This is a genomic window from Desulfomicrobium macestii, from assembly GCF_014873765.1.
Lineage (GTDB): Bacteria > Desulfobacterota > Desulfovibrionia > Desulfovibrionales > Desulfomicrobiaceae > Desulfomicrobium > Desulfomicrobium macestii.
Genome location: NZ_JADBGG010000031.1, coordinates 1 through 24,019, shown reverse-complemented (window position 1 = coordinate 24,019; position 24,019 = coordinate 1). Strand labels below are relative to the sequence as shown.

19 protein-coding genes are annotated in these 24,019 nt (G+C 59.8%); 3 read left to right on the top strand and 16 right to left on the bottom strand.

Translation table 11 applies throughout. The features are described from left to right. Nucleotides 1-72: 72 nt before the first annotated feature. The 11 genes from H4684_RS16415 to H4684_RS16365 all read right to left on the bottom strand — a co-directional run bounded on the left by H4684_RS16415 (nucleotide 73) and on the right by H4684_RS16365 (nucleotide 13,008). On the bottom strand, nucleotides 73-669 hold the full coding sequence (locus tag H4684_RS16415) for a histidine phosphatase family protein (RefSeq protein WP_192624583.1): 597 nt from the start codon (nucleotides 667-669) through the stop codon (nucleotides 73-75). After that, nucleotides 666-1,778 carry a DVU_1551 family NTP transferase gene (locus tag H4684_RS16410; protein ID WP_318779651.1) on the bottom strand — a complete coding sequence of 371 codons (1,113 nt, stop codon included), beginning with the start codon at nucleotides 1,776-1,778 and terminating at the stop codon, nucleotides 666-668. The genes H4684_RS16415 and H4684_RS16410 overlap by 4 nt, the downstream gene beginning before the upstream one ends. Continuing rightward, on the bottom strand, nucleotides 1,775-2,800 hold the full coding sequence (locus H4684_RS16405) for an XdhC family aldehyde oxidoreductase maturation factor (RefSeq protein WP_192624582.1): 1,026 nt from the start codon (nucleotides 2,798-2,800) through the stop codon (nucleotides 1,775-1,777). Before H4684_RS16405 ends, H4684_RS16410 begins: the two co-directional genes overlap by 4 nt. Continuing rightward, the gene (locus H4684_RS16400) at nucleotides 2,797-4,104 is read right to left on the bottom strand and encodes a DVU_1553 family AMP-dependent CoA ligase (protein ID WP_192624581.1); all 1,308 of its coding nucleotides are present in this window, start codon (nucleotides 4,102-4,104) and stop codon (nucleotides 2,797-2,799) included. Before H4684_RS16400 ends, H4684_RS16405 begins: the two co-directional genes overlap by 4 nt. Continuing rightward, complete coding sequence (trsS, locus tag H4684_RS16395; RefSeq protein WP_192624580.1) at nucleotides 4,101-5,456, bottom strand: radical SAM (seleno)protein TrsS; 1,356 nt, start codon at nucleotides 5,454-5,456, stop codon at nucleotides 4,101-4,103. Before trsS ends, H4684_RS16400 begins: the two co-directional genes overlap by 4 nt. Continuing rightward, complete coding sequence (locus H4684_RS16390) at nucleotides 5,449-5,895, bottom strand: DVU_1555 family C-GCAxxG-C-C protein (RefSeq protein ID WP_192624579.1); 447 nt, start codon at nucleotides 5,893-5,895, stop codon at nucleotides 5,449-5,451. The genes trsS and H4684_RS16390 overlap by 8 nt, the downstream gene beginning before the upstream one ends. Before the next feature lie 73 nt (nucleotides 5,896-5,968). Next, nucleotides 5,969-6,673 (bottom strand): DVU_1556 family methyltransferase, encoded by a 705-nt coding sequence (gene trsM, locus H4684_RS16385; RefSeq protein WP_192624578.1) that lies wholly within the window; start codon nucleotides 6,671-6,673, stop codon nucleotides 5,969-5,971. Further along, entirely contained in the window at nucleotides 6,660-6,872 is a 213-nt protein-coding gene (locus H4684_RS16380) for a DVU_1557 family redox protein (RefSeq protein ID WP_092191465.1), read from the bottom strand. Before H4684_RS16380 ends, trsM begins: the two co-directional genes overlap by 14 nt. Beyond that, the gene (locus tag H4684_RS16375) at nucleotides 6,869-9,145 is read right to left on the bottom strand and encodes a pyridine nucleotide-disulfide oxidoreductase/dicluster-binding protein (RefSeq protein ID WP_192624577.1); all 2,277 of its coding nucleotides are present in this window, start codon (nucleotides 9,143-9,145) and stop codon (nucleotides 6,869-6,871) included. Before H4684_RS16375 ends, H4684_RS16380 begins: the two co-directional genes overlap by 4 nt. 68 nt (nucleotides 9,146-9,213) lie before the next feature. Beyond that, nucleotides 9,214-11,931 carry a molybdopterin-dependent aldehyde oxidoreductase gene (locus H4684_RS16370; protein ID WP_192624576.1) on the bottom strand — a complete coding sequence of 906 codons (2,718 nt, stop codon included), beginning with the start codon at nucleotides 11,929-11,931 and terminating at the stop codon, nucleotides 9,214-9,216. 54 nt (nucleotides 11,932-11,985) lie between these two features. Further along, nucleotides 11,986-13,008: a molybdopterin-binding protein gene (locus H4684_RS16365; RefSeq protein ID WP_192624575.1), complete on the bottom strand. Its 1,023-nt coding sequence runs from the start codon at nucleotides 13,006-13,008 to the stop codon at nucleotides 11,986-11,988. Nucleotides 13,009-13,536: 528 nt separating this feature from the next. Here H4684_RS16365 and H4684_RS16360 point away from each other — a divergent pair. Further along, complete coding sequence (locus H4684_RS16360) at nucleotides 13,537-13,941, top strand: NifB/NifX family molybdenum-iron cluster-binding protein (protein ID WP_192624574.1); 405 nt, start codon at nucleotides 13,537-13,539, stop codon at nucleotides 13,939-13,941. A gap of 30 nt (nucleotides 13,942-13,971) precedes the next feature. On the opposite strand, the gene H4684_RS16355 is transcribed toward H4684_RS16360, so the two are convergent. Then, nucleotides 13,972-14,391, bottom strand: a complete 420-nt coding sequence (locus H4684_RS16355; protein ID WP_192624573.1) for a winged helix-turn-helix domain-containing protein — start codon at nucleotides 14,389-14,391, stop codon at nucleotides 13,972-13,974. A gap of 8 nt (nucleotides 14,392-14,399) precedes the next feature. Continuing rightward, nucleotides 14,400-16,076, bottom strand: a complete 1,677-nt coding sequence (locus H4684_RS16350) for an FmdE family protein (protein WP_192624601.1) — start codon at nucleotides 16,074-16,076, stop codon at nucleotides 14,400-14,402. Nucleotides 16,077-16,373: 297 nt separating this feature from the next. On the opposite strand from H4684_RS16350, the gene H4684_RS16345 reads away from it, so the two are divergent. Then, nucleotides 16,374-17,216, top strand: a complete 843-nt coding sequence (locus tag H4684_RS16345) for a transposase (RefSeq protein ID WP_192624572.1) — start codon at nucleotides 16,374-16,376, stop codon at nucleotides 17,214-17,216. Between the two features lie 102 nt (nucleotides 17,217-17,318). Here the strand turns inward: H4684_RS16345 and H4684_RS16340 are convergent, their stop codons facing one another. Genes H4684_RS16340 through fdnG form a run of 3 tightly spaced genes read right to left on the bottom strand, consistent with a single transcriptional unit; the run spans nucleotide 17,319 to nucleotide 22,096 of the window. Then, entirely contained in the window at nucleotides 17,319-18,254 is a 936-nt protein-coding gene (locus H4684_RS16340; protein ID WP_192624571.1) for a formate dehydrogenase accessory protein FdhE, read from the bottom strand. Between the two features lie 59 nt (nucleotides 18,255-18,313). After that, entirely contained in the window at nucleotides 18,314-19,036 is a 723-nt protein-coding gene (locus H4684_RS16335; RefSeq protein ID WP_192624570.1) for a 4Fe-4S dicluster domain-containing protein, read from the bottom strand. Between the two features lie 15 nt (nucleotides 19,037-19,051). Beyond that, the gene (fdnG, locus tag H4684_RS16330; protein WP_192624569.1) at nucleotides 19,052-22,096 is read right to left on the bottom strand and encodes a formate dehydrogenase-N subunit alpha; all 3,045 of its coding nucleotides are present in this window, start codon (nucleotides 22,094-22,096) and stop codon (nucleotides 19,052-19,054) included. Between the two features lie 657 nt (nucleotides 22,097-22,753). Between fdnG and H4684_RS16325 the strand changes: the two genes are divergently transcribed. Beyond that, nucleotides 22,754-23,938, top strand: a complete 1,185-nt coding sequence (locus tag H4684_RS16325; protein ID WP_192624568.1) for a pentapeptide repeat-containing protein — start codon at nucleotides 22,754-22,756, stop codon at nucleotides 23,936-23,938. The last annotated feature ends 81 nt before the right edge of the window (nucleotides 23,939-24,019 follow it).

Genomic DNA, 24,019 nt, shown 5'->3' with positions numbered 1-24,019 from the left:
TTTCCTTACCGACCGGATGCATGTCCCGGTTCCATGATCTCCGGGACCGGATTTCCGGAGCAGCCCGTCCGTTCACTCCGCCCAATGGTTCATCGTCGCCACGCGGAACTCACCGTCGTCCTCCCGCAGAATATTGACACAGGCATAGTGCTGCTCCAGGCGGAACAGGTTTTCGAGCGGCATGCCCAGGATGCGGCACAGGAGCACGCGGTTGACTCCTCCGTGAGCCACGATGGCCAGAGGTTCATCCAGATCGACGGCGGCCGTCTCGAAGGCCGGCCAGGCTCGGCGCTGCACGTCGGCGAAGCTCTCCCCGTCCGGCGGACGGAATCCTGCCAGGTTTCGGCCCCGCGCCTCGTAGCGGCCCGGGAAACGCTCGCGCACCTCGTCCACGGTCAGGCCCTCCCAGGCGCCAAGCGCGATCTCGCGCAGGTCCGGGACGATTTCGGGCGCAATCCCCAGAACCGCGCCGATGATGCCCGCGCTCTCCACGCAGCGCGAAATCGGGCTGCACAGCAGCCGCCCCACGCCCCTGCCGGTAAGAAATAGCGCCACCCTTTCAATCTGCTCCCGCCCCCTGTCCGTCAGAGGCAGATCCGTCTGCCCCACAAAGCGACGCGGCGAGGACTGGGTGATCTCGCCGTGGCGGATGAGATAGATTTCGCTCACGCCGCTTCCCCCACAAGAATCTCCTCGATACCCCGACCGCAGGCCGCCTCGACCAGGGCCACCAGGGCCAGGGCGTTGTCCATGCGGCCTCGGATGGCCGCGCAGGCCTCCTCGTCGCAGCGGTACAGGGCCAGCTTCTCGCCGAAACGATCCCGCACGGCCACACGCCTGTCGCAGCGCACCAGCTTGTCGGCCAGACAGACCACCTCCTTCTCCGTCAGCACGCCCGAAGCCGGGGGCGGGACGTCGCGATGGGCGGCCACTATGGAGGACAAGCCGGACAGCCCGAAACGCGCCAGCAGCTCGCCGCCGGCGGCCTCATGCCCGGGACAGCCCTTGGCCACGTCATGCAGCAGCGCGGCGTTGTGGATCAGGTCCGGATCAAGATTCCCTCCATGCCGGTTCAGCTCTCCGCCCAGGCGCAAGGCCACGGCGGCCACTGCCAGACCGTGTGCGAGGCCCCGCTCGGGCATGGACTGCGCGGCCAGGGCCAGGGCCTCGCCGCGATCGCCGATATGGAGACGGGCGGCGCGCCTCTCAAGAAGCGCAAAATCCGTCATGGTGTCGGCATCAAGAAGGATGCCTCTGTCCCAGACCGGAACATCAAGGGCACGGTACCCTTCCAGCAGCGTCTTCAGACCGCCCCGGCCGTCATGTTCCAGGATGGCGGGGATCAGGGCGGCGGGAATGAGGGGCGGATGTCCGCGTTCTCCCTCGAAGACGGGAAAGGCGATGCGGCCGTCATACTCGTCGAGCAGGGCCGTGACCGTGGAAGGACGGACCAGCGGGATGTCCACGGGCAGGAGAAAGAAGGCGTCGTGCCCGGACATGGCGGACACGGCCGTGCGCACGGAGGAAAACATGCCCTTCTCGTACCCCTCGTTGTAAATCGTGGGTACGCCAAACCGCCCGGCCTCGGCCCGCACCTCGGGGGCGCGATGCCCGGTGACTACCAGGACCCGCTCGACGCCTGCGTCGCGAAACATGCGCACGCAGCGCTCCAGCACCGCCATGCCGCCGAGGTCCATGAGGGGTTTGAAATCGCCCATGCGCGAGGAAAACCCGGCCGCAAGGATGACGGCCCCGAAGCGTGTGCCTCCTTCCGTCACGCCGGGACCCCGGCCCGTACCCGGATCATCTCGCCGACGATGCTGACGGCGATTTCCTCGGGCGTGTCCGCGCCGATGGTCAGACCGATAGGACAAAAGACGCGGTCCAGGTCTGCCTGGGTATAGCCGGACTCCAGAAGCGAACGGTACACCGCGTCGCGCTTGCTGCGACTGCCGATCATGCCGATGTACCCGGCCCCGGTTTTGAGCGCCTGGGCCAGGACGTCGCGGTCGTGCAGATGCCCACGCGTGACGATGACCACATAGTCGTCGGCGCCAAGATCGGCGAGGCAGGCATCGAAATTTTCCAGCACGCGCACCTCGCGCGCCTCTGGATAACGCCCGGGATCGGCAAATTCGGAGCGATCGTCCATGACCACCACCTCGAATCCGGCAAAAGCCGCGACCTTGGCCGTGGCCAGGGCCACATGCCCCGCGCCGACCAGGTGCAGCACCGTCGGCATGACGACGGGCTCCGCAAAGACGCTAACGCCGCTTTCTTCGAGACCAAAGGACTGACGCGTCTTGGCGGCCTTGCGCGCCAGCTCAGCGGCGAGGGTTTCAGGCGGTGCGGCTCCCGCCAGTCCGTCGCGCGCCGTCCAGACGGCCAGCACGGGATCCTGCTTCGGCTGCATGACGGTGACCAGCACCGGCCTCTCCCCTTCTCGCTGCAAACACACGATGTTTTCGAAAAATGGCAGATGCTCCGCGGAAACCCGCTGCAGCAGCACCTTGACCGCTCCACCGCAGACCATCCCCGCATCGGCGGCTTTGACGGAATTCAGGTCAAAGGACAGAAAGTGATGCGTCTTTGTCCCTTGCAGAAGTTTTGCGGCCTTGGCCTGGCAGGCTCCCTCGACGGGGCCACCGCCCACCGAGCCATGGATGGACCCGTCGGACAGCACCAGCATGCGCGCCCCGGAAGTGCGTGGGGCAGAGCCGGAACTCTCGACGATGCCACAGAAAACAGCGTCTTCCCCCTTCCGAAGAACTTCCACAACAGACTGAAATATATCATTCATGAACAACTCCCACGGTTATCAAGGATGGTGCGTTTCAAGGTGTGCGACGGAGAAAAGGACTCCACCCGCAGCGCGGGCCCGGCCTCGAAGGTCAGGCTTTGCATGGCCATGTTCAGGGCAGGCACCGATTTCAAGGCCCGATGAATCTCCCGCTCCAGGCGCTCATGCCCCGGCCTGGCCAGAAATTCAACGCTGATTGCATCCCTTCCGGCCGAACGTGTCAAGGAGGCGCGATAATCGAGCAGGCCATCCAGCGCAAAGAGGGCATCATCGAGGTCCTGGCTGGCCACGGAGTAGCCTCCCGCGATCGGACAGGCCTTGCGCCGACCCCGGATGTCGCACAAGCGGGCTGAGACCCCGCCGCACAGGCAGGGCGACGTGTCGAGGCTGGCCAGGTCTCCGGTGCGGTAACGCAGCAACGGCATGGCCTGACGGTTCAGGGTGGTGACGACCACCTCCCCCACCTCGCCTTCGGGCACGGGTGCTCCTGTGCGCAGGTCGACGATCTCGATCAGGAGGTCTGACTCGCGCATGTGACAGCCGCCGTGCGCCAGACATTCCACGCCGCCGCCAAGTCCCGTCTCGGTGGTGCCGTAGTGCAGAAAGGTCTCGCTGCCGCAGGCTTCCTCGATTCGGGCGCGCAGGGATTGCGGGGCGTAATCCGAGCACAGGAGCATGGTGCGCACCAGGCCGTGCGGAAGTTCATAGGCCAGAGCCAGGAGGTGCTGGGGCAGGCCGACGATGCTGGTAAAATTCTCGTCCCGGATGCGCAGGGCCAAAGCCCTCCAGTCTGTCGGCGGCCACACGCCCTCGCAGTGCACGCCCCCTTTTGCCAGGGCACGGATGAGCAGATCACCGGTGCTGTCCGGCAGGGAAAAAGGGAGCAGGGCGAGCACTTTGTCGTGGGATGAAATGAGCGAAAACATGCCTTGCTGAAAAAAATCGACAGTCGAATCCAGGTCCTCGCGCGTGAAATGCAGCCTTTTGGGCGCGCCGGTGCTGCCGGAGGTCTGCAAAGTGATAATACGTGCCACCTCGCTCTGGGAGACGCAGAGCAGCTCTCGGCCGTGGGCCGCCAAGTCCGCGCCGTTCAGAAAGGGAAGACGCGCAAGATCGACGCTGGAGCGCAGACAATCCGGGTCCAGACCCGCCAGTCGCTCACGGTACCAGGAGCTCTTTTGCCGTGCGTGGGCCACGGTGCTTCTGAGCGCTTCCATGCGCGCGGTCTCAATCCGCTCCCGGTCCGGAGGCCAGGCAAGGCCGAGGCGCCTGGCCGACAAGGCGTCCACGCTGCTTGGCTTCATACGGTACCGCGATACAGGCTGCGGCCATCCCTGGACGTCAGATTGAAGGCACAAAAGGGGATGAGCCGCCCGTCGGGCTGGGCCACGTGGATGCAGCACCCCTGCAAGCGGTCCAGATTGAGGGTCCAGGCGTCCTGAAAGGCCATGCCCGAAATGGTGAAGGAATGCGTCCGGGCGCGGGCCAGAAAACGATCCAGGTCGTCGCCAGGCGAGGTGTCCGGGGACGTGCGGGAACAATCTGAAGACTGAGCCTCCGGGACCACCGGAGCGGACCATTGACGGGCCGTGACGCCAATGGACTTCAGCGCTCCGGCCTCGGCGGGCCTTGGGGTGCAGTCGCAAGTCCCGCTGCCCATGCGCATGAGCGCGCCGTCCTCGCGCGTCATGAACTTGCCCGAGAAGGAGCACAGGGCGTGCTCGCAGCCCGGAGGCAAAAAATCTCCCGCCTTGATCTCGCCGCCGCTTTGCTCGCACAGGCCGGTCATGACCTCGGGCAAGGTGACGTGCTCCGGTGAAAAATCAGCGGGAAAGCGACCGAAATAACTCATGGGCTGAAAATGCACTCCGCGCACATGGGGCTGACGCTCAAGCCCGAACCGGACGATATCCCACAGCTGATCGACGTTCACGCCGCGCGCCACGGTCGGCACGAGCACGATGCCGAGTCCCGCTCCGGCCGCGTGGTCCATGGCCCTTTTCTTTGTCTCCAGCAGATCCCGGCCGCGCAAGGCGCGAAAGACCTCGTCGCGCACGCCGTCAAACTGCAAGAAAATCGACGACAGCCCGGCCTCGGCGAGCTTTCCGGCCAAGGCCGGATCTTCGGCCAGACGCAGCCCGTTGGTATTGAGCTGCACAAACCCGAACCCGGCACGCTTGGCCAGGCGCACGATGTCCGGCAGATCATCGCGCACAGTCGGCTCCCCGCCGGAGAGTTGCAGGTTGCAGCCGCCGGTGCGGGCCATGGTCTGCTCGAACATGCGCCGCAGGACGTCATGATCCGGATCTTTTTCTGCCCCGCCGCTGTCGGCGAAGCATACCGGACAGTGCAGGTTGCAGCGCGAGGTGATCTCGACCAATGCCGTGCAGGTGCGCTGGGCATGGCGCGCGCACAGGCCGCAGTCATAGGGGCAGCCATTGCCGACCGATTCGCGCACACCACCGCCAAAAGGAATCTTGGGCCGCACCCAGCTTGAAAATGCCGGATTCCCTCGCCAGACAACTGTCGTATACTCTCCATGCTCGGGACATCTCTTGACCATGCGCACGACATCCCCGGTCTGCACCAGCTCCCCGGTCACCCTGCCCAGACATTCCGGACACACGCTCCGGATCGAACCCAAAACCTTACTCATGAACATCGCTCGAAGGGTCAAATCCGTTTTCAACCAGGATGGTCATGGCCCTGCCGAAACACTCGGAGACAAGGCCGCCGCAGATGGATGCATCCGGCTTGCCGTAGGGCACGATGGCCGAGCAGGCCATGCCTCCGAAGCGTTCCGTGGCGTATTCCTCGAACCAATCCGCGAGTTCGGTCAGCATGAGGGGCAATCTGTCGTGCGCTTGTTCATCGGCCGTACCCTTTCCCGCATAATAGGCAATGAGACAGGCTGCTCCGGTCAAGGCTCCACACGCGCCCCGAGCGGACGAGAAACCCACGCACAGTCCAGACATGGCCCGGATGAGACCCGGATTTTCAGCACCTTGCATCTCCAGAGCCATCTGCACGACGATCTGCGCGCAGCAAAAACCCTGGGTGTGCAGGCGCAGGATGTCGAGATCGTATTCGTTCATGTCGGCCTCGGTATTTGTTTAAATAAAACAAAGTGCTCTATAGGTCCCATAGGTCTTATAGGTCCTATAGGACTTATGTAACTTTCCTGGCATGCCCAATCAGCAGAAACAAACCCGGCTTCGATGCCCGCGAGGCGTCGCAGGCCATCTGCGCCAGCACCGGGTCGCCGGTCACGGCCTGCCAGAAGCCGTGCAGGGAGCCGTGCCGGAACACGAAATCGGCAGCGGTCTTCTTGAGCAATTCCGTGTGCTCCTCGACCACATCGATCTCGAATCCGGCTCCGGCAACCTGCTCCATCACCGTCTGCAGATCCGTGGCCTGCGCGAAACAGCAGCGCACGGGCCAATCCCCGGTGCGGCACCCGCGCGCGTAAATGTCGGCCAGTGCGAGCGTTCCTCCCGGCCTGAGGACCCGGCGAAATTCCGCCAGCACGCGCTCCTTGTCGGTCAGGTTCCAGACGCATTCACACAGAACGAGGTCCAGGCATGCGTCCGGCAACGGCAGATCGGCCAAATCAGCCTGTGCGACGCGCGCATCCACGTCTCCGGCTTCGCGCAGCAAAGCCGCATTCAAGTCCAAACCCACGGCCCTGGCCCCATGTTCCCTGAGCAGCGCCAGGGTCGCCCCGCAACCGCATCCGGCGTCCAGAGCCAGCGCGCCGTGCAGCGGGCCTGCCAGCTCCAGCATGAGCCGGGTCAGCCTCTCGCCGCCCGGACGCAGCGCCGGGCCGAGAAACTTGCGCACCGGAGGCGAGGCATAAAGTTCATTTGTCCTCAAGCAACTGCTCCACTTCGAAGATCCGCCCCATGGCCAGCTCTTCGTAGATGTACACCGCTCCGCACCTGGCACAGACCGGCAACTCCACATGAAAGGAGTTGCCCAGATACGTGAGTTCCACGCGGCCAAGCTCCAGGGCCTGGCCGCAGGGCTCGCAGACCCAGTTCATGTCCTTGGGCTCGAACGTAAGACTGCTCATATCCGCCCTCCCGCGATGCGCATGCGATGAGACCAGGCCCGCAGGACCTCGAAACCATCCTTTACGTGCCTGAATTCCACCCAGTAGGTGACCTCACCCAGTTCGGCCGCGACAATCCTGCGGCCGTCTTCGCCATGGACCAGACATTTCCCGCCGTTTCGGACCTTGTGCAGGACCTGGCGCAGGTCGTCTTCGAGAATGCGCCGGGTCTCCAAGAGTTCGGCCACTTCCGTGGAATAAACCAGGGACACGTCCTCAAAGGGCTGACGCGGCATGCCCTCGCGGCCGTGCCGGCCCTGGAGAGCGTCCTTGAGCCTGCGCCGGTTCACGCGCCGGGCCGAGATGCCGGCGGGCGGTTCGGTAGCACCGTGGGCCAGATCAGGAAAAAGCAGGTCAAGGATGTACAGGACGGGCTTGCCGGTCTTGGCCAGCTGATCGCGGCACATGGCGCAGTAGGTCAGAAAAGAGGCCTCGGACTGGGCCACTCTCGCCTGGGCGACCTTGCGGGCCAGGGCAGGGTTGGCGTTGTCCATCAGGCCGCCAAAGCCGCAACATTCCGTCAGCTCGCCGGACATGGCCAACGGCGCCAGGGGCTGCCCGAGCTTCTCCAGCACGGCGTGCACGGCCCCGCGCGTGGCGGCGTCGTGCCGCGATGTGCAGGGATCGGACAGGGCCAGAGGCTCACGGGGCTCGCCGGGAATCAGGGCCTCGCCCGCCAGCAGGGTCCAGACCGATTCGGCCCCGAATGCCGGCAGGTGTTCGCGAAACATCTTGAGACAGGTCGAACAGGCCGTGACGACCCTGGGGCTGCCCATGGTTTTGAAGGCCTCCTCCAGCTTGCCCAGCACGGCCGCGAACTCGTCCTCGCGCCCTGCCCAGTGGGCGGGAGCGCCGCAGCAGTCGAGCCAGATGCCCGTGCGCGGCTCCATCTCCAGCAGGCGGTCGTAAAGGCGCAGGGTCTGGTCTGGACGGATGCCGGAGAGCTGGCAACCCGGAAAGAAGAGCATTGCGCTGTCCGGTGCTCCGGGCGCATGCCTGATAAAGGCGGCCTGTTCGCTCGCTGCCGAGCGCATCTCCTCCAGGGCGAACCAGTGGGCCGACGGCGGCATGCGGTTGTCGCGCACCATCAGTCGCCTTGCGTCCAGGCACATGTCGGCCATGGAAAAGTCGTTGGGACACAGCGTTTCGCACTGCCCACACAGGGAGCAGGAATTGATGAACGTGTTGGCCTGATGCACGCCCCCACCCTTCACTATGGCCGAATTGTTGAAGACACGGCGTGCATAACTCTTGGGATACCCGCCGTACTCGGACAGATACACGCAGTGCCGCACGCACTCCAGACACTGGCAGTCGATGCAGCGCGCCGCTTCGAGCAGGCCCTCCTCTGTGGTGAATGCGACGCCGTCGGCCGGGACAACCCTCTGGACAGGGGCAATGTCCGTGGTCCGGGTAAAAAGCGATGTCTGGCCCCTGCGCAGAAAAACGCGGCTTGAGGTCAGGGAGGCGTTCTGCAGGTAGCGGTCGATGGAAACGGCTGCTTCGCGGCCATGGGAAACAGCGCTGATGAACCGGTGCGACCGCCCTTCCAGCGCGCCCGTGAACCAGCCCGGACGCTCCAGCGCAAAGGTGTCGGGATCAGGAGAACCGAGCAAGGCCAGGAGTTCCGGAGCAAGTGCGTCATCCTGACCCACATACACCGCGTCGGCGGGATGCGCTTCGACCAGGGCCAAATCCATGACGGGGACGGACACGTAGGTCACATGCAGGGAGGCGAGCCTGGACAGCTCCTCGTCGAGCACCCGCGTCGGCAGGTCGGCCTCGGGAAGATCGCGAAGCCACCCGCCGGGAGCCTCGCCGACATGGTACACGGTCACGGGGTAACCTTTCTTGCCCAGATCAAAGGCCACGGCCAGGCCGCTCGGCCCTGCCCCGAACACCGCCACCTTGCGGGGGCGGGCGGGAAGACGCAGAAGCTTGCCTTTGGGCCGGGTCTCCCGGATGCACAGGCGCTCAAGCCCTCCAAGGGCCACGGCTCCTCCAAGATCCCCCCGGACGCAGAATTCCTCGCAGGGCGCCTCGCACAATCGGGCCGTAATCGCCGCAAGAGGCATGCTCTTTTCGAGCACGGTCCTCGCAGCGCCAAGATCGCCCTTGGCCATTGCCTGGGCGAAAGCTCTGGCATCAACTCCCAGGGGACACCCGGCCTTGCATTTGGGGGGCTCCTCCTGGATGCATTTCGCTTCCCATTTCCTGAGTTCCTTCTGGTCCATGACCACTCCTTAGAAATAAAAAAAGCCCTCCGGGCACAAAAGCGCCCGGAGGGAGGTTGACCAGGTCATTATTTCTTCATTGCAGCCAGGATTTTCTCCGGCAGCGCGGGAATCTCGCGCATACGAGCGCCGCAGGCGTTGTACACGGCGTTCAGGACCGCTGCGTGAGGAGCGGTCAGAGGCATTTCACCGACACCGGAGGCGCCGAAGGGGCCGGCGGGACGCGGGGTCTCCACATAGGTGATGTCCATGGAGTCCGGGATGTCCTTGATGTAGGGGATACCGGCGCCGCGCATGGTGGCATGCTTCTTCAGGTCCTCGTAATCCTCGGTCAGCGCCAGGCCGATGCCCTGGGCCACGCCGCCGTAGATCTGGCCGTCGACCAGGGAGTAGTTGTTGACCTTGCCGATATCGCCGACAATGGCCATCTTTTCGACCGTAGTCTTGCCGGTGGCGACTTCGACAGCGACCTCGGACAGGAACAGGCCGTACATGTAACAGCAGAAGGGGCTGCCCTGGCCGTTGGCGTCGCAATCCTTGGCGGGAGCGGTCCATTTGCCGTTATACTTTGTGGGCAGCTTTTCGGCGACCATCTCATCGTAGGTGCGGAATCCGCCGGAAGGCTTCTTCATGGCCTTGAGCAGCTGTTCGCAGGCGTTGATGATGGCCTGTCCGCCCATGACCTGGGAGCGGCTGCCGCCCGCAGGGCCGGTGTTGGGAGCCACGCGGGTGTCGTTCATGACCAGGCGGATCTTGTCGGGCGTGATGCCCAGCGGCTTCAAGGCTTCGTGAGCCGTGCCCAGGGTGCCCATGTCGGCGCCCTGGCCATGATCCTGCCAGCAGTCGTAGATGGTGACGGTGCCGTCGGCCATCAGTTCGGCATCGGCGGCGGCGGAGTCGGCGCCATCAAGGCCTGCGCCGTAAACGCCCAGGGCGATGCCCACGCCGCGCTTGACTTCGGCGGTGGAGGCAGCGGCGGCGCGCTTCTTGGCTTCCTCGTACTTGGGCCGCATGATGTCGAACATTTCGGGCAGGCTGTACACTTCAGGATCCTGACCCGTGGGGGTGGTGGAACCCTTGCGGTAGATGTTCTTGTAGCGCAGTTCAAAAGGATCAATGCCCAGCTTTTCGGCCAGTTCGTCCATCAGGGTCTCGGACGGGAACTCGGATTCGGGAGCGCCGTAGCCACGGAACGCAGCGCCCCAGCAGTGGTTGGTGCAGACGGTGCGGCCTTCACCGCGAATGTTCTCGATATCGTAGCCGGCGCCGATGTACTGGGCTCCGCGCAGGGTCAGCAGATCGCCGAACTCGGAATACGGGCCGTGGTCGACGGTCCAGTCGGTTTCCATGCCCAGAAGCTTGCCGTCCTTGGTGGAGGCCAGACGCACGTTGGTCCAGAACGGGGAGCGCTTGCCGGTGTAGGCCTGCTGCTGACGATAATCGTATACCAGATTCACGGGACGACCGGTGGCCAGGGCGGCGGCGCCGACGAGGGCTTCCAGGGTCGGGCTGAACTTGTAGCCGAAGGTGCCGCCGGCCGGGTTCTGAACCAGGTGCAGCTGATCGGGTTCCAGACCAAGACCGGGAGCGATCATGTACAGATGCAGGTGCAGGCCGATGGACTTGGAGTGAATGATCAGCTTTCCTTCGTCATCAATGTACGCAAAGCCGCAGTCCGGCTCGATGGGCAGATGGGGCTGGCGGGAGGTGTAGTAGCTGCCTTCCACGACCACGTCGGCCTTGTCGAAGATGGGAGCGGTCTCGGCGCCCTTGGCGATCTTCTGGATGTAGTAGACGTTGGGCGTGCCGGGATGGATCTCGATGGCGTCCTCGGCCATGGCCGCCGGAGCGCTCATGTATTCGGGCAGCTGCTCGATCTCGACCTTGACGGCCTTGGCAGCGGCCTTGGCCTGCTCTTCGGTGTCGGCGCAGACGATGGCGATGGCGTCACCGTACTGGAAGATCTTCTCGTCGCACAGGAACGGACGATCCCAGCCGTCGCCCTTGTTGGTGGGGAAGGTGATCAGACCGGTGATGCGGTTCTTGCCCTTCACATCCTTGTGGGTGACGACCTTGAACACGCCGGGCATCTTCTCGGCTTCGGTGGTGTCGATGGACAGGATCTTGGCGTGAGACACTTCGGCCTGCACCATGGCGCACTGCAGGGTACCGGCGGGCATCTTCAGGCCCAGATCAGCGCCGAAATCCAGGGTTCCCGTGACCTTGCTCAAGGCCGAGGGACGGGGGTAGCGGGTGCCCCACACACTGCCGTCGGCAGGCATCTTGAATTCGAGGTCGGCCGCGCTCTTTTCGCCGCGCAGCACCTTGGCCGCGTCCATGACGGCGTCCACCAGCGGCTTGTAGCCGGTGCAACGGCAGGCATTGCGATGCTTCTGAAACCAGTCGCGGACGTCGTCGCGGGTCGGGCTGGGGTTGGTGTCCAGCAGGCCCTTGGCCGAGACGATGAAGCCCGGGGAACAGAATCCGCACTGGGCAGCGCCGTGGAGCATCCAGGCGAGCTGCAGCGGGTGCGGATTAGCCGGGGTGCCGATGCCTTCGATGGTGGTGATCTCGGCGCCATCGTTGACGCGTTTCATCTTGGTCGCACAGGAACGCACGACCTTGCCGTCCATGATGACGCTGCACGCCCCGCACTGGCCTTCGTTGCAGCCGACCTTGGTGCCGGTCAGGCCGATGCTCTTCCTGATCACGTTGACCAGGGTTTCTTCCGCGTCGACCACCAGGTTCCTGGGGATGCCATTGACCACAATTTGCTTCTTAATCATTCCGGTTCCTCCAAATAACAATGTGAATGTTCGAACAGAATCTGCGTGGGGACGCTAGAGTTTGCCGAAGCCGCAGGCCGGGTAGTGGCAACTGGGACAGCTTTCGCACAGGCCTCCGTGACCGAACGCAACAATATCCTTCCGCTCCAAACGCTCCCCGGTCAGCAGACGGGGCACGATCAGATCGAAAATACTGGCTTTGTAGTACATGACGCATCCCGGCAGTCCGACCACGGGCACGTCATCCAGATAGGCGAGCATGAACATGGCGCCGGGATAGGTGGGCGCGCCGTAGGAAACGACCCGGGCACCGGTCGCCCTGATGGCCGCCGGGGTCTGATCGTCGGGATCGACGCTCATGCCGCCGGTGACGGCGATGAAGTCCGCGCCCCGCTCCTTGAGGCCCATGATGGCCTCGACTGTCATCTCGACCTGATCCGAGACGAAAACCTGATCCAGAACGGTTGATCCAAGACCTTCGAATTTCTTCCTGAGCACCGGCCCGAAGCCGTCCTTGATGCGGCCGGTGTAGACCTCGCTGCCCGTGGTCACCACGCCGACGCGCGCGGGCTTCAAGGGGCGGACCTCGATGAGCGGGGCATGCTCGCGACAGACGCCCTCGGCCTCCTGCAGCAACTCTTCCGGCACGGCCAGCGGGATGACCCGCGTGCCGCCGAGCACTCTGCCCGACTTCACGAACTGGCCGGTGTGGATGGTGCCAAAAGTCACGTCGGTGATGGAATTGAGGCGGAAAAGTCCTTCCACGTCGATGGACAGGACACCGTCGTGGGCGGCGGTGAGCGTCGACTTGCCCTCGCTTGGCGAACTGATGGAGATGCCCTGTCCGGCCGCTGCCCGGGCCAGGCGCAGGGCGCATTCATCCTCGTGGACGTATCCGTCTCTGGGATCGAAAACATAAAGATGGGCCTTGCCGATATCGAGCAAGGTGGAAATGTCATGCGGGCCGACAATGTGCCCGCGCCGAAAGGCGGGTCCCTTGGCCTCGCCGGGAACGATGCGCGTGATGTCATGACAAAGAACGGTGCCGACAGCTTCTTCAACGGGGATGGATTTCATCGCATGTCCAAAATATATCTTGATTGGCATTTTAATATTAAAACATGTCATTTTTGACATATTTTAAGGCCTGAGCAACCTTAACCACCTATTATCATATGCAAAACATTCTTTCTGAAAAGACCTCGCCACATCGAAATGTTGGAGGCTGTCAAGCCGAACTAAATCACTATGTCACAAGTGGCATATCGACGCATAAAGGCAAAAACAAGGCCAACGTGCTTAAATTATTACCCTAAAATATAATAAACTGTCGAATTAATTGAAAATATAACTTTTCAACGTAAAAGCTCAGTCACTCTTTGAAGTTGATTCGTGTTCGCACTTGGCCGAATTGTCCCAAATGGAACCACCCAAAAAAGGAAAAATGAGACAAAATGATACACCTGACATGAAAAACTTCAGCCTGGAATCCCGAACCGCCCTCTCAGGCAAGACTCTCGGTTCCCAAGCGATTCCATCTCGACATATGTCGAAAAAGGCACAATAAATGCTTGGCTCTGCCATCAAAACATCAAAGGAGAACTCATGAATATTGCAGTAAGCGCCGCAGGAGCATCCCTGGCCAGTCCGGTTTTCGAAGAATTCTCGAAAACTCCGTTTCTGCTGATCGTGAATGTAGAGACGATGGAATGCACAAGCATTCCGCATGACAAGTCCGGGAAAAACTCGGAGATCGCCTTGGCCGAAATGATCCTGAAACACCGCTGTGAAGCGTTGATCACCGGCAAGCTCGAAGAGGATGTTTTCAAGATTCTGGCGGACGACCACGTGACCCGATTTTTCGGGTCGGGCCTGTCCGCGGAAGAGGCCCTCATGGCCATGGAGAGGCGGGAACTAAAGCTGATCCGCAACCCTGAGGGGACGGACGAATGCAACGAAAATCATCACGAACTTGAAGAATTGCAGGTGTGCAGCGGCCACCAGCATTGAGAGTGGGCCAGGCGAATCATCGAAACAGGCTCAATGCCTGTTTCGATGATTCGCCGGAACTTCAATATGCCCGGACGCGTGCGGCCTGATCTTCTTTTCGGAAAAGCTTTGCACGCCTTGGGCAAAAATGACCCGGGCCTCGGCCACGGCCGTCCTCTCCACTGCTTCGAACCAGGCGCTGAACTTGTCCCGGTAGCGCCGACCGGCCGGGGTCAGGCGGTATCCACCGCGCTTGGTGCCGATCGTCTCGACAAGCACCTCGCCCAGCGCGTCCTCCGTGGCCCGAAGTTTTCCCCAGGCCGCCCGGTAGGACATGCCCAGGGATTCGGCGGCCTTGCGCAGGGAGCCATGCTCCTCGATTCTGTCGAGAAGCATGAGCCGTCCCATGCCGAAATAGACGTTCTCCCCCGATTCCAGCCACAGATGCATCCGAACGGTTGGTGTCTTCATGGCATTCCTCACTTTCCAAACGGACATTTGGGATAGGTGCAGCGTTTGCACTGCATGCACAGTCCGCCGTGGCCAAGCCTGGCCAGTTCGCGGCGTGACGGAGACATTCCGGCCAGCACCCTCGGCAACAACAGATCAAGGCTCGTGGTTTTGAAATACAGGGCGCAGGCCGGAACGCCGATCAGCTCCACGCCCTCGATCGAGCCCAGCAGCGTCATGGCCCCCGGCAGGATGGGCGTGCCGTAGCGCAGGTTTTCCAGACCGGCATCGACAAGCCCCTGCCGGGTCACGTCTCCGGGATCCACCGACAAACCGGCCGTGGTCACGATCAGCTCGACGCCGCGATCGAGCATGTCCTGTACGCCCCGGCAAATGAGCTTACGCTCGTCAGGCACGATGTCCGTGGCCACCACGGGACATCCGTAGGCCTCGACCTTGGCGGTGATGATGGGAATGAAACGATCCTCGACCAGGCCCTTGAACACTTCCGTGCCCGTGACCAGGATGCCGACCTGGCGTTTGCCGAAGGGACGCACGCTGACGGCGGGACCGCCGCCCAGGGTGCGCAGCGCCTCGCCGAGCGTATCCCGGCCAAGATAGAGTGGAATGGCGCGAGTGGCCGCGATCTGCTGTCCCTTCTCGACCACGCTGAAGGCGTGACGTGTGGCGCACATGACGCCGGGGATGGCGTTCAGCTCTTCGAGCGCCTCCTCGTTTATGGTCACGAGTCCTCCGTGCCGGGCGACCATGGTGATCTTGCCTTCGCGGGGCTCTCCCGAACAATCCACCCCGTCTCCGGCCACGGCCGCGGCCAGCAGTCTCGCCGCATCGTCCTCATGAACCCAGCGCGATTCCTCCAGCTCCTCATCCTCCACATAGACCTCGAACCGGCCCATACGCTGCAGACGGCAGACGTCACCTACATCGAGCACCTGCCCGCGCGTGAAGGCGGCGTCCTTGCTCACGCCCGGATCGATGCAGGTCATGTCGTGCAGGGTCTTCTCGCCCACCGCCTCTTCGGCCGCGACCACCCGGAGCCTTGGCCCGTCGAAGCCCAGTTCGCGCAGATCATAGCCTCCGATCCAGCCCATGTAGGGGGACTCGCCCCGGCAGGACCGGCAGACCGAGCCATCCCGGGCCGGATAGGCCTGACCACAGGACGGACAGGCCGCGATGGCCCCCTTGCCGCGCCCTCCCATGAATTCCGGCCGCAGCGCGATCTCCTTCACGGAACAGATGGATGCCCCCGCCATGCGGATCTCCTCGCGCAGACGCTTGCTGTCCTGCTCCTTTTTGGGCTTGAGCTTGAAAAGCCACTCGCGGATGGTCGGATAGGGCGTAAGCAGGTCCGTCTCCACGGCCACGCGCACGCCCTTGCCGGTGAACTTGTCAAAAAGAGAGACGGCGTAGAGGCCAAGATGGAAAATTCGCAGCCAGCCGTTGCCCACAGTGCAAGGGGTCAGCATCTGCACGGCGTCCGGCAGACACCAGGCGGTTTCGGAGATGGCGTCGAAGAGGATTCCCTCGGCGATATGGCTTTTCGCCTCATGGACCATGAACCCGCCCAGTATCAGGCCGGGCGCGGCATATCCGTGAAAGCGTCCCGCCGCTTCTATGAATTCGTCTACGGTGTACGGACCAATGACGGGGCTGGCATAACTCAGGGCTGAAGATCCGTCGGGCATGTTCATGGGCGCTCCAATTATGAAATTTCGTGTCATGTCGCGCAGGAACATATCATGGAACCATGCCGCCGCAACGCCCCCGTGCTGCACAACCTATCGCTTTGGCCCAGCCCTTTAATTCGACATTCGTCTAAATTTATTGATTTTTTTTCGCCAAGACAAATCACTGCGTCTTTTTGACCCAACCGCATGAAACTCGCTCGTCATTATGTCTTGTTAGGCATGATTGTTTGTGACAAAACCGCCGATAACGCACCCACTCTACCTGAACACATTGACGATCCGGCACGGCAGGGCATGGCAAAAATAGACATCATCAGCTTCAATAGCTTGACTTTCACGGAGAAGTCCGCACGAAAATTCCTTTTGGATTTTTGCTGGAAAAACCATCAAAGATATTGTCCGAGCTGCAAAAACCGCAAACTCTATCGCCTCGCCGACGGCAGACGCAGATGCGGCCGCTGCGGCTACACCTTTCATGATTTCAGCCGCCGATTCCTGAATCGCTGCGCCTTCACCTCAAGGCAATGGCTCTGGTTCCTGAAGCTTTTCGCACTGGACATAGCTCCGGTCTGCATCTCAACGGAGATGGACGTGAATTACGCGACCATCCTGAAAGCTGCCGATACCGTACGCCGGGCCATAGTGGCCCAGGCGCTGGACGCCGAAAGGCTCTACGAGGCGGGCGTGTGGCCCGGCCCGGGCAATCCCATGCCGACGGCGGCCATTGTCGATGCCCCGGTCTTCGGCATCATCGAACTGGGCGGCGTGGCCATCTGCGACCTCATGCCCTCCCTCAGCGCCGAAAATCTGCTGCACTTCAAACTCAACTTCTACCTCAAGACGGCAAGCGTCGGGCAGGTGGTCTACACCGCGCCCTACAAGCAGTATCTGTCCCTCGTCTCCTGCGGACCCGGCCTTTGGCCCGCCAAGTACATCAGGCACGCGGACAAGCGCCTGCCTGTCGAGGCGTCCCCGTTCTGGACTTTCGCCAAGCTGCGCCTGCGCCACATGCGCGGCGTGCCGGCCTCGCATTTCCCGCTCTATCTGAAGGAATGCGAACTCCGCTACAACTCCCGCGACCAGGATCTCGTTCCCATCCTGGCCCAGATGCTGTGCATGTTCGTGCCCCGCAAATGAGGCGGGATGAGCTTGCGGGTTGAAATGAAAGCGGCCGCCAACGGACTCGCCCAGTCCATTGACGGCCCATCACCTAAGGAGGAGGGTGAAGAGTATGAAGAGTCAGGATGCCTTGGCCTCGGGCGTTGCCAGACCCAGGGCGGTCCAGGGGGCCGGGGACAGGGGCGCATACCCCTTGCTCTGCGCGACGGCGTCCAGATGCACAAGCCCAAGGGCAGTCAGATCCAGATCCACCTTGTCGGAACTTTCCATCAAGTCCAGACACGGCAGGTAATGCCGACATTTCTCGCAGGCGTAGATGTGCTCGCGGGGTGAGTCCGGCAGGGAGAAGCGTACCAGGGTCTTGTGGTCCTGATTGCCGCAGCCCGGACACTCCAGCCGAACGAAACGCCAATGATGACTGCATGCGGAGCAGTGATGCCACAGTTCCCCGCCTTTTGATATCAGAAAATCAGTTTGGCCCGAATGACATTCGAGCGTGGCCAGATCCGGAGCGGAACCACAGACCGGACAATGAGGCTTGCGCCAGAGCTCGGCGGGCGCCAGGGATAAAAGAGCCTCCTTGTGCGCTGTGATGCACGGCCCATACGCCGTCTGCAAGGCCATGAACAGAAAATCGGGGCTCACGTGGGCCAGGGCGGCAGCCTGCGTCAAGGCTTCCTCGTCGCCATGGACAATCGCACGCAGACAAAGGTTCAGCCAGTCCCCGTCCTCGTCGAGACGTTTTCCAATGGTGCCGAGAGCCTCGTGAAGCGGGGGAAAAACCAGACCGAGAAACGGCCACAGCTTCGAAGCCGACTGTCGCAGGGCAGGACCGAACTCCTCGGGATTCACGAAAGCCACCAAGGGCTCTCCTCCCAGAAAACGCTCCTCTTCGTATGCGCATTTCGCAGGATTCACGACGTGCAATTCCTCCCGCGCCTCCGCCTGACGGTCCAGCAGCATTCCGAATCGCTCGATTATTTCACGAAACGCAACGTGCCTGCCGGCCATTTCGTTCAGAAGGGTTTGCCTTGGTCGAATTTCCGTGGACGGCATGTCTGCTCCTTGTGAAGGGGCCCGCCGGGAATTCCCGGCGGGCCATGTTAATGAATGTATCAGCCCAGGATGTTGCGCACGGGTCTTGTCAAACCCGCGAGGAAGTCGGCCCGGTTCAGGGGCTTCACTTCGCGTCGGGCGTACAGGTGGTACATCTCACGCGGCTGGCTGACCAGATAGATGACCGAGAGGTCTTCCATGTCCAGCAGTTCCGCCTTGGGATATTCCTTCTTGACCCTGGCCAGTCTTTCCTCGGCCAGCTTGAGCATATCGGCGCGGTCGCCGAAGTTCATGGTTCCGGTACAGCAGGATTTGACGCACATGGGAACAAGCCCGGCCTGCACGCGATCGATGCACATGTCGCACTTGGTCAGCATGCCGGTCGCATCGTTGCGGCGCGGGACATTGTAGGGGCAGGCTTCGATAATCTCGTCGCACTGCTCCTTGGTCAGTTCCTTGGTCTTTTCGGTGCAGATGACGATGCCCGTGGCTTCGTCGATGATGATGGCGCCGTCCACATACGCATCGGCCGCGGCCTTGCAGCCGGGCTGCTGGCAATGGCGGCACTGCTCCGGAAAGAAGAGCCACTCCACGCGGCCTTCGATCCTGTGCTCCGAGAAACGGACCAGTTTGAAGTTGTTGGGGTTCAGATCCGGCGGATTCTGATGCGTGCCGGTCTGCTTTGTGGGCACGGCCTCGTGATCGTGCCACTGTTTGCACGCCACCTGACAGCCACGGCAAGCCGTGCAGCGGGTGGTATCGATGAAGATGCTCTTCGTCATGACGTTCCTCCCTGCTTAGATGGCCAGTTCCGAGACCTTGTCGGCCTTGATCACATTCACCAGACACGCCTTGTATTCCGGGATCGTGGTGTTCGGGTCGCCCACGGAAGGAGTAAGACGGTTGGTGGCGTCGCCGCAACCGGGTGTTGTCCAGCCAAAGCAGAAGGGCATGCCTACCAGATGCACGGTCTTGCCCTCCACCTGGAACGGCACAATGCGCACCGTGACCATGGCGATGGCCTGGACCTTGCCGCGGATGCTCTCGACCACGACCACGTCGCCGTTCTTGATGCCTTTTTCGGCGGCCAGTTCGTGGCTCATCTCCACATACTGCTGCGGTTCAGCCTCGAGCAGATACGGAGTGTTGCGGGTGTCGCCGCCACCGCACCAGTGCTCGGTCAGGCTGTAGGTGGTCAGCACGATAGGATACTTTGGATCAGCGTTCTTCGCCAGCAGATCCACATCAGCCTTTGCCACCTTCATACAGGGGTTGTTCATCTGCTGGGAGAAGGGGTTCTTGGCCAGCGGAGTTTCCGCAGGTTCGTAGTGTTCCGGGAAGGGGCCATCCACGCGGCCAGGTCCGAAGATCTGACCATGCCCTTCAGCCTGCATGATGAAGGGATAGGTGCCCTTCTCTTCGGCCATGGGCGGTGCTCCACCGTCCGGAACATCGCCCACCCACTTGCCGCCTTCCCACAGGATGACCGGCAGCTCGGGGTTGAAAGGCTTGCCCTGCGGATCCACGGAGGCGCGGTTGTACAGGAGACGGCGATTCATGGGCCACGCCCAGGTATAGTTCGGGAACAGGCCCAGCTTGGCCTGCATGGGCGTCTGGGTCAGTTCGCGACGCTTGGTCAGGTTCTTGCCTGCCTCGGGGTAGGCACCGCAATACAGCCAGTTAAGGCTGGTGGTGGAGCCGTCGGCCTGCAGGGCCGCGAAACCGGGCACATGATCGCCTTTCTTGTAGGTCTTGTCCTTGATGGTCGTGTCGCGGGTGAAAACGCCGTTAATCAGCGCAGACATCTGCTCGGCATCGTACTTCTCGGGCCACCAATGGCTCAGAACGCCTTCGGCGAAGGTGCCTTTGTCCTTGGCGTAGAGTGCCTGCACGCGTTTGAAGATCTCCACCAGCATCCAACCCATGGACTTGCTCTCGCCCAGGGGCTCGTAGCCTTTGTGGTGCCACTGATGCCAACGACCGGAATTGGAGGTCGTGCCGTCCTTCTCGCCGCGCTGACAGGAGGGCAGCATGAAGACCTCGGTCTTGATCTTCTTCGGATCGAGACCGGGCTGACGCCAAAAAGACGAGGTTTCGGTGTCGTGGACCTCGCCCATCACGAGCCAGTCGAGCGTCTGCATGGCCGCACGGATTTTGTGCGTGTTGGGCATGCTTATGCACGGGTTGTGGCCAAAGATCATGCCACCTTTCATCTTGCCCTGGTACATGCGATCGAACATGAACATGGTCGAATAGTCCACGCCTGCATCGCACTTGGGCAGCAGCTGGTATCCGAACTCGTTTTCGGCAGTGGCGTTGTCGCCGAACCAGCCCTTGAGCAAGCTGACGACATACTTGGGACGGTTGCCCCACCAGTTCACACTCTTGGGATCGTTGGTCTTGGGAGTCGTGGCTTTGAGGTAGTCTTCGAGCTTGGGCCAAGTGGTCGTCGGCACGGCGTGGTAGCCGGGCAGGATGTGCCACAGGATGGCATGGTCCGTGGAGCCCTGAACGTTGGGCTCGCCGCGCAGGGCGTTGACGCCGCCGCCGGCCACGCCGATGTTGCCCAGGAGCAGCTGGATCATGGCACCGAGCCGGATATTCTGGCAGCCGACGGAGTGCTGAGTCCAGCCAAGGGCGTACATGATAGTGCCGGCCTTGTCGGGCTTGCCCGTGGCCGTATAGGCCTCGTACACCGCGAGCAGGTTGGCTTTGGACACACCCGTCACGGAAGAGACCGTATCGAGGTTGTAACGTTCATAGTGTTTTTTCAGCTGCTGGAATACGCAACGAGGATCCTTGAGGGTCTTGTCGCGCTTGGAGATGCCCTTTTCGTCCTTGGCGAAGGCCCACTTCTTGCGGTCGTACGTACCTGTGGCCGGGTCAAAGCCGGAGAACATGCCGTCCTCAAACTTGTAATCGTCGCCGAGAAGGAAGGAAGCGTTGGTGTACTCGGCAACGTATTCCTTCTGAATGAGGTCATTCTCCAGGATATACTTCACCATACCGCCCAGGAAGGCGATGTCGGTTCCGCTGCGGAGCGGAACATGGAAGCTGCTTCGTGCCGAGGTACGCGAGAACTTGGGATCCACATGGATCACCTTGGCGCCCTTGTCCTTGGCTTTAAGCACCCATTTGAAGGAAATAGGGTGATGTTCGGCAGCATTGCTGCCCATGATCAGAATGGCATTGGCGTTCTTGATATCAATCCAATGCTGGGTCATAGCACCGCGTCCAAACGACTCTCCCAGAGCCGCTACAGTGGGGCTGTGTCAGACCCGGGCCTGATGGTCCATGTGTACGCCGCCCAGGGCGCGACACATCTGGTGCGCCAGCGCGCACTCTTCGTTGTCCATCTGGGAAGTGCCGAGCTGAAAGTAGGATTCCCAGCGGTTGACGACCTGTCCCTTGTCGTTCTTGAAAACGAAATCCTTGTCGCGGGTATCCTTGATCTTGTGTGCGATGCGATCCAGGACCCAGTCCCAATCCTTCTCTTCCCATTTGTCGGCACCCGGGGCGCGATACCTGGGTTTGAGAACGCGGTGGTCGCTGACGTGCATGGCGTAATACGCCGCTCCCTTGGCGCACAATGCGCCTTCGCTGACGGGATAATCGGGATTGCCCTCGGAACTGACGAGCTTCCCGTCCTTGACATGCATGATGATCTCACATCCGCAGGAGCAAAAGGCACAGGTCGAGATGACCTCCTTGGCTCCCTCGATCTTCAGGGCCTTCGCATACGCGTAGGCGGGCTTCAGATCGAACCCCAGTTGCCCGAGGGACATGGCTGCGACGCCCGCCCCGGTGATTTTCATGAACCCTCGCCGTGAAAACGTAGCCATCAAAACCTCCATGGTTTCATGTTCCTGCACCCTTCACTCCCTCTTCACAAAGTGGGTAGCGGGTGCAGAGCTGATGACTACATAGCACTTCAATCAATATTTTCAATATGTTATAATAAACACATATGACATTCTTATCGATTTGCACGGTATAAAATTGCGTGATGGTCCACCGTGCTCGCAGCGCGGTCTCACTCGCTAAAAAAAATCAGTGAGAACGTGACCCCACCGCCCAAGACGTCGAAGGGCTGTCAAGCACCACCCTGAACAGACACGATGCAGATCAGATATGTCTTTGGCTATTCTGGAAATGGTGAGATGAGAGTTTAGGAAAAATTCAAGATTCAAGATCTGACCCCAGTTTCTTCCAAGATCTGACCCCAGTTTCTTCCCTAAACCTGCTGACAGATATGAAAAAGAAGGCTTTGATGGAACTGGTTGCTTAATGGAAAACGCATCTGGCGACCTCCGACGAGCTCTGGGTGGCCCATTCTCGGTCGCCAGATGCTTGAGCATACCCGTTATGCTGTGGAAGAATTTGCAGAAATTGACGCACACAACTCTCGCAACGCCTGAAGTAGAGAGTCCTGTGCTCCTCATTGGTGCTACTGTCTAAAAAAGATTGATCGCAGATTTATAAATAAATATATACACCCCATGGCAAACAAAGAGCATATACAAATTCTGTTAAAAGGCGTCACCAAATGGAACGAATGGCGTTCCAGACATCCTGAATTACTGCCGGACCTGAGCGAAGAGGATTTAAGCGGACAACAGCTTCAACATATTGATTTCCACCAAGTTAACCTTAATGGCGCCAACCTTGACTTTGGAAATTTTACTTCTGCTGATTTTTCAAACTCTATACTTAATGACTCAACTATTACAGAATCAAATCTAAAATGTACTATTTTCTTTGGAGCTCATCTTGAAAATTGTGACTTCACAAACTCTGAATTAACTAATGCTGATTTATCTAATTCTAAACTAACCAATGCAAATTTCGAAAGAGCAAATCTAGAGTACACTGTTTTTAAAAAAGCTAACCTTTCATCTGCAAATTTTGAACAATCTATATTGTTAAGAACAGTGTTTGATACAGCTATAATGAAAATGACAAACTTCCCTGAAACTCTTGTAGAGTATTCAACATTTACAAATACAATTCTTGAAGGAGCAGATGTTCGCAATTCTATATTTAAGAGCTGCGATTTTTCAAAAGCAAAATTCCATAATTCATTAATTAGAAACGCACATTTTCTTGATTCAATTTTGACTCGCGCTCAATTCAAAAATGCCAAAGGAGGTGCAAATAAATTTACGGGATCAGATTTGGCAAATATAAGTTTTCAATTTGCTGACATCACAGACAGTTGTTTTCGACAAGCTGTTTTAAATGGAGCAAACTTTAATAGTGCAAAAATCGCAGATTCAAAATTTACTAAATCTAATCTTCCTAACAGTACATTTTGTAACGCCGATGCCTGTCGTTGTGTTTTCTTTCAAAGCAATATTTCAGAATGCAATTTCACAAATACAAACATGACTGAGACTGATTTACGAGAAGCTAACATGTCATTCTCCAATTTTAACAAATCGAATATGACAAATGTTATATTTGACAGAAATTCACAATTACAACATATTTTAACTATAACTGCATTTCACATACACAATATTAAAAATAGAAAAAAATATACAACACGATTTCTCAAAAAATTACATTTTTTTAATTTAAAAATTAAAATAAAGAATAAATTTAGATACCCATTTCGGGAATTTAATGTCTATATAAACAACTGGATTAAAAAAAGAGGATTAAGAATATCCCTGAATCCGTGAAAAAGTTGCATTGAATATACAGTTTTGAAACATTTTGCACTTGAAATAAATCAATGATATCGGTATATTGAACTTGCTTTT

Coding starts and splice junctions, on each gene's coding strand:
- H4684_RS16405 (WP_192624582.1), bottom strand. CDS start 2,800: ATGAATGATATATTTCAGTCTGTTGTGGAAGTTCTTCGGAAGGGGGAA.
- H4684_RS16400 (WP_192624581.1), bottom strand. CDS start 4,104: ATGAAGCCAAGCAGCGTGGACGCCTTGTCGGCCAGGCGCCTCGGCCTT.
- trsS (WP_192624580.1), bottom strand. CDS start 5,456: ATGAGTAAGGTTTTGGGTTCGATCCGGAGCGTGTGTCCGGAATGTCTG.
- H4684_RS16390 (WP_192624579.1), bottom strand. CDS start 5,895: ATGAACGAATACGATCTCGACATCCTGCGCCTGCACACCCAGGGTTTT.
- H4684_RS16380 (WP_092191465.1), bottom strand. CDS start 6,872: ATGAGCAGTCTTACGTTCGAGCCCAAGGACATGAACTGGGTCTGCGAG.
- H4684_RS16375 (WP_192624577.1), bottom strand. CDS start 9,145: ATGGACCAGAAGGAACTCAGGAAATGGGAAGCGAAATGCATCCAGGAG.
- H4684_RS16370 (WP_192624576.1), bottom strand. CDS start 11,931: ATGATTAAGAAGCAAATTGTGGTCAATGGCATCCCCAGGAACCTGGTG.
- H4684_RS16365 (WP_192624575.1), bottom strand. CDS start 13,008: ATGAAATCCATCCCCGTTGAAGAAGCTGTCGGCACCGTTCTTTGTCAT.
- H4684_RS16360 (WP_192624574.1), top strand. CDS start 13,537: ATGAATATTGCAGTAAGCGCCGCAGGAGCATCCCTGGCCAGTCCGGTT.
- H4684_RS16355 (WP_192624573.1), bottom strand. CDS start 14,391: ATGAAGACACCAACCGTTCGGATGCATCTGTGGCTGGAATCGGGGGAG.
- H4684_RS16350 (WP_192624601.1), bottom strand. CDS start 16,076: ATGCCCGACGGATCTTCAGCCCTGAGTTATGCCAGCCCCGTCATTGGT.
- H4684_RS16345 (WP_192624572.1), top strand. CDS start 16,374: ATGGCAAAAATAGACATCATCAGCTTCAATAGCTTGACTTTCACGGAG.
- H4684_RS16340 (WP_192624571.1), bottom strand. CDS start 18,254: ATGCCGTCCACGGAAATTCGACCAAGGCAAACCCTTCTGAACGAAATG.
- H4684_RS16335 (WP_192624570.1), bottom strand. CDS start 19,036: ATGACGAAGAGCATCTTCATCGATACCACCCGCTGCACGGCTTGCCGT.
- H4684_RS16325 (WP_192624568.1), top strand. CDS start 22,754: ATGGCAAACAAAGAGCATATACAAATTCTGTTAAAAGGCGTCACCAAA.